This is a genomic window from Rouxiella badensis, assembly GCF_002093665.1.
In the GTDB taxonomy this organism is placed as follows: Bacteria; Pseudomonadota; Gammaproteobacteria; order Enterobacterales; family Enterobacteriaceae; genus Rouxiella; species Rouxiella badensis.
The window spans coordinates 1-5,574 of sequence record NZ_MRWE01000061.1 but is presented as its reverse complement, the minus strand read 5'-3'; the positions used below and the strand labels follow the sequence as shown (position 1 = coordinate 5,574).

The 5,574-nt window shown below is 49.1% G+C and carries 4 protein-coding genes; 3 read left to right on the top strand and 1 reads right to left on the bottom strand.

The features are described from left to right. Window positions 1-217 precede the first annotated feature (217 nt). The 3 genes from iolD (at window position 218) to BS640_RS21745 (ending at window position 4,342) form a co-directional block, all read left to right on the top strand. The gene (iolD, locus tag BS640_RS21755) at window positions 218-2,158 is read left to right on the top strand and encodes a 3D-(3,5/4)-trihydroxycyclohexane-1,2-dione acylhydrolase (decyclizing) (RefSeq protein WP_084913321.1); all 1,941 of its coding nucleotides are present in this window, start codon (window positions 218-220) and stop codon (window positions 2,156-2,158) included. A 55-nt stretch (window positions 2,159-2,213) separates the two neighbouring features. Further along, the gene (locus BS640_RS21750) at window positions 2,214-3,098 is read left to right on the top strand and encodes a sugar phosphate isomerase/epimerase family protein (protein WP_017494300.1); all 885 of its coding nucleotides are present in this window, start codon (window positions 2,214-2,216) and stop codon (window positions 3,096-3,098) included. A gap of 221 nt (window positions 3,099-3,319) precedes the next feature. Then, window positions 3,320-4,342, top strand: coding sequence for an LLM class flavin-dependent oxidoreductase (locus BS640_RS21745; RefSeq protein WP_017494299.1), 1,023 nt, complete (start codon window positions 3,320-3,322; stop codon window positions 4,340-4,342). A gap of 53 nt (window positions 4,343-4,395) precedes the next feature. Here BS640_RS21745 and BS640_RS21740 read toward each other — a convergent pair whose 3' ends face one another. Further along, a complete protein-coding gene (locus tag BS640_RS21740) occupies window positions 4,396-4,935 on the bottom strand; it encodes a DUF1003 domain-containing protein (RefSeq protein WP_017494298.1) in 540 nt (179 codons plus the stop codon). Window positions 4,936-5,574: the final 639 nt, after the last annotated feature.

Sequence of the window (5,574 nt, the reverse complement as noted above, 5' to 3'; positions counted from 1 at the left end):
ACTTAATATATTACCCTTTTCTTGAGTTACCCTTCTGCGCACTTCCCCTTCCAGGCGAATGACGATTATTTTGTTTTATTTTTATGATGATTGTCTCAAAATGAAAAATTGGTTCGGTTTTTTCATTTCACTAGACAATAAAATCTTTATAATCTTTTCATATCATTTTTGATGAAAACATCACCACGGTAACAGCGTTAACCGCAAGGAATGGAAGATGAAAAAGATCAGATTAACCATGGCGCAGGCACTGGTCCGCTTTTTAGATCAGCAATACGTCGAAGTAGACGGTGAAGAGATAAAGTTTGTTACCGGTATTTTTGCTATTTTTGGCCATGGCAACGTGCTGGGGCTTGGGCAAGCGCTGGAACAAGACAGCGGAAAACTGATTGTTCATCAAGGGCGTAACGAGCAGGGCATGGCGCATGCGGCAACCGGTTACGCCAAGCAAAAGCTGCGCCAGCAGATTTATGCCTGTACGTCTTCCGTTGGACCTGGTGCGGCGAACATGTTGACTGCGGCTGCAACGGCCACCGCCAACCGCATTCCTTTATTACTGCTGCCGGGGGACGTTTTTGCCTCTCGCCAGCCTGACCCGGTGTTGCAGCAGATTGAACAAAGTTATGATCTGAGCATCAGCACCAATGACGCTTTCCGCACTGTCAGCAAGTATTGGGACCGCATTGTGCGTCCCGAACAGCTGATGACCGCCTGTATTAGCGCGATGCGCGTACTGACTGACCCGGCTGAAACCGGTGCGGTGACGCTTTCACTGCCGCAGGACGTGCAGGGGGAAGCCTATGATTATCCAGAATACTTCTTCCAGAAACGCGTACATCGTATTGACCGCCAGCCGGTGACCGTGGGCGCACTCGCCGATGCGTTGGCCCTGATTAAAGGCAAACGTAAACCGTTAATCGTCTGCGGCGGCGGAGCAAAATACTCTCAGTCTGGATTAGCCCTACAGCAGTTTGCCGAACGTTACGGTATACCGTTTGCAGAAACTCAGGCGGGTAAAGGCACGTTGACCTCGGAGCATAAGCTCAATCTCGGGGGCATTGGTGAAACAGGGACATTGGCGGCTAACCAGCTGGCGAAAGAGGCCGACCTGATTATTGGAGTGGGCACGCGCTATACGGATTTCACCAGCTCATCGAAATGGATATTTCAGAATCCCGATGTTTCTTTCCTCAATATCAACGTCAACCGCTTCGACGCCTTTAAGCTCGATGCCGTTCATGTGATAGCCGATGCGCGTGAGGGTCTACAGGCGCTGGATAAGGGACTGCTGGGAAGCGATTTCCATGCGGCATGGGGACACCAGATTGCCGATGTTCGCGAAGAGCTGATCGCAGAAACGAAACGTGTATACCAGGTAGACTACAGCGGCGAAGATTTCATCCCTGAAATCAATGATCATCTGGACAGGAAAGCGGTCTACGCAGAATTCGAAAAACTGACCGGTTCGCTGCTGACGCAGAGTCGCGTATTGGGCACCTTGAACAGCTCGTTTGATAAAGACGCCGTCATCGTTGCGGCCGCCGGGAGTCTGCCGGGTGACCTTCAGCGTATCTGGCGCACGACCGACACTAACGGTTATCACGTAGAGTACGGTTATTCCTGCATGGGGTATGAGGTTAACGCAGCGCTTGGCGTGAAAATGGCCGAACCTGAGCGCGAAGTCTATGCGCTGGTCGGTGACGGTTCTTTCATGATGCTGCACTCTGAGCTGGTGACATCGATTCAGGAACATCAAAAAATTAATGTCGTCCTGCTCGACAACATGACGAATGGCTGTATCAACAACCTGCAAATGGAACACGGTATGGACAGTTTTAACACCGAATTCCGTTTCAGGGCAGACTCAACCTCGAAGCTAGACGGTGGTTTCGTGCCGGTAAACTTCGCCAAAATCGCCGAGGGTTACGGCTGTAAAACCTATTCCGTAACCACGATCGAGGAGCTGCACGAGGCGTTGGCTGATGCAAAATGTCAGAAAGTATCGACACTTATCGACATTAAAGTCTTGCCTAAAACCATGATCCACAAGTATTTCAGCTGGTGGCGCGTCGGTGGCGCAATGGTTTCTGAAAAAGAGTCAGTTGATAAGGTGGCGCAGATGCTGCGTGAGAACATTGATAAGGCGCGTGAATATTAATCACGCTATTGCATGACTGATTAAGCGTTACCCTACAACTAGTGCGGAGCCGGATATGAAAATTGCTTTTGATGTCGACGTTATCAGGGATAGAAGCATCACCGATATGGTGAGGCAGGTGTCGGAGTGGGGCTATAAATATATCGAACAATCACCCCATCCGCGCATTAACCCATTTTATAAGCATCCGAAAGCGGGCTTGGATGTGATGAATGAATACAAGCGTGCGCTAAAACAATATGGTGTTGAAATTTCGTCATTTATTGTGGTTTATCGCTGGTCTGGTCCGGATAACGATCGCCGTATTGCGGCGGTACGTAACTTTAAGAGAATGATTGAGATCGCCGTCGACATGGGCGTGGAGGTGATCAACACCGAGTTGTCGGGTGACCCGAATCAGCCTGAGATCTGCGAAGAACGCTGGTATCAGTCGATGGAAGAACTGCTGCCCATCATTGAGCGCGAAGGCATTCGTTTAGAGATCCAGTCGCATCCGTGGGACTTCTGTGAAGAAAACAACGAAACGGCTGACCTGGTGAAATCACTGCGTAGCGACAACGTTAAATATCTTTACAGCGTCCCGCATACCTTCTTCTATGACAAAGGTAAGGGCGATGTAGCGAGCATGCTGGACTACGCGGGGAGCGACCTGTCACACGTGCTGATTGCCGATACCATGAACCACACCAAACACTGTCGCTATATCGTCAATCCACCGGGTGTAGATGCCGTTGTACACCAACACGTGGGCATCGGAGAGGGTGAAGTGAATTTTGACGCACTGTTCGAAAGCCTGCGCCAGATGGACTTCGCTAACCGTAAATTTAAGGTCGGCGGTGAGTCAATTATCTGTACTTCTCTGTTCGGCTACCCTGAAAAGATGCCACATCAGGCGGTCGCGACGCGTGAGCGCATTGAACGTGAGTTGCTAAATCGCTGAAGCGGAGTTGGGTTGCAAAGCCTGACTTTCGAAGTCTTCTCAAAGAGCGCCATGTGCGCTCTTTTTGTTTCTATCGTTCAAGATATTGGAACTATTACATCAAAAATACTCAATAATCATGCCATGTCCTGCCACTGTGCCGCACGGGCGAGTGTACTATGATGGAAACAATCTAGAAATTACTCTGCACCGCAGTTTCCGTATACAAGGACAAATGCGTTATGAAAAAGATTGGTTTTCTGTCGTTTGGCCACTGGACGCCTTCTCCACAGTCTGGAACGCGCTCTGCCGCCGATGCTCTGCTTCAATCGATAGACCTGGCCGTTGCCGCTGAAGAGTTGGGGGCCGACGGCGCCTATTTCCGCGTTCACCATTTTGCTCGTCAGCTTAGCTCGCCTTTCCCGCTGCTTTCAGCGGTGGGTGCCAAAACCCGTCGCATCGAGATTGGTACTGGCGTTATTGATATGCGCTACGAAAATCCGCTGTATATGGCTGAAGATGCTAGCGTGGCAGACCTGATTTCGGGTGGGCGTTTGCAGCTTGGTCTGAGCCGTGGTTCACCTGAGCAGGTTATCGATGGCTGGCGATATTTCGGTTATCAGCCTTCAGACGGCGAAACTGAGTTTGATATGGCGCGTCGTCACACCACCGCGCTGCTCGAGGTGCTCAAAGGCGAAGGTTTTGCCGAGCCAAATCCGCAGCCGATGTTCCAGAATCCACCGGGGCTGCTGCGCCTTGAGCCTTATTCAGAGGGCCTACGTGAACGCATCTGGTGGGGAGCGGGTTCTAATGCAACCGCAGAGTGGGCTGCCAAGCTGGGCATGAACTTGCAAAGCTCGACGCTGAAAGACGATGAAACAGGCGAGCCTTTCCATATCCAACAGGCGAAACAAATTCGCGCCTATCGCAAGGTATGGAAGGAGAGTGGCCACGCGCGCGCGCCGCGTGTATCGGTGAGCCGCAGCATCTTTGCCTTGGTGAACGATTTGGATCGGGCGTACTTTGGACGAAGTGGACAGGAAGGCGACAAAATTGGCTTCCTCGAAGAGAATAACCGCTCTATCTTTGGCCGCAGCTACGCCGCCGAGCCTGAGAGGCTGATTGAACAGCTGAAACAGGACGAGGCGATTGCCGAAGCAGATACGCTGCTGCTGACCGTGCCAAACCAGCTTGGGGTTGATTACAATGCGCACGTTATCGAATCTATTCTGAAACATATCGCACCGGCACTAGGCTGGCGTTAAACCGATTCACGAGTGCTATGATTGACAAAACCCGACGTTGCCGTCGGGTTTTTTTATTCTTTTTCCATCAGCTTTTTATGAAGCTCGATAGTCAGGTGCTCCACTCTTTCGGTGAGCTGTTTGGTCAGATTCGTGAGTTCCGTGTTCTGTTCTAGCAGCTTCAACATTTGTTCGTTTTGCTGTGCCGCAATTTCTAACCGCTGGTCATTCAAATGGGCTAATTCTTCCCGATGCAGGGCATCTGCTTCGGCATTGGCTTTGTCACGCTCTGCCTGGCGGGTTTGTGCAAGCAGGATGAGTGGGGCTGCGTAAGCGGCCTGCAGACTAAACGCCAGATTGAGAAGAATAAAGGGATAGATATCAAATTTAGCCCAGCCAAATTCATTCACTGCTATCCACACCACCACGATAATTGTTTGCGCACCTAAAAAGAGCGGTGTGCCGAAAAAGCGTGCAAAGGCCTCAGCCTTGAGGGCAAACCAGTTTTCGCCGAACGTAGGTAACAGTTTCTGATGTTTTCGGTGAAAACGCAGGTGATCGACCTTAGGCTTTTTTGCTGGATTTTTTGCAGGGGAAGTCTCGTTCGCATTCATGATTGTTTCCTGAAGTAAGGTGCCGCACTCACAGAGTATCGCTGTTTCGTACAGGCACTAAGCTAATGTTTAAAATTAATGCTTTAGGGTGAACAATCCTGCGATGAAACCCGCAAAACTGTTACCAGGAAAGAGGCCTTCTAATCCAGACGTTTTTATTTTTATTTTTCAGCTTGAAAAATGCAAATGGAATGATTAGCGAGAGTATTATTAATGCTGCATATATTCCAATCAGCCCAATTCCCACGTGAACAGGCTGCAAATAAAAGAAAGTCAGTGAAGAAATAATTAAAAGTATAAGTCGCAGTATAAATACCCAGCGTCTTTGGGAGCGGTCGATATAACCTTTCTTCATCTCTGCCCCGCAGCGTTTGCAATGGTCGGGATCGTCAAGAAGAACGTTACTGCAAAAAGGACAAGTGATTGTTTTGTTTGTTAAATTATTATTCATTAAATGTTGCCGTATTGTATATAATTCGTAGGTTGTTATCTTTTATTATGCCTGATAGCGGAAGAATAGAGCATCGCAAAATAAGTGAATATTAATCACTAAATTTTATCTTACTAAAAATCTAGAGCTTAGGTAAACAGAATGTGTTGCCCGTGCTCTAAGGTGAGAACATTAACAGAGGTTATTTT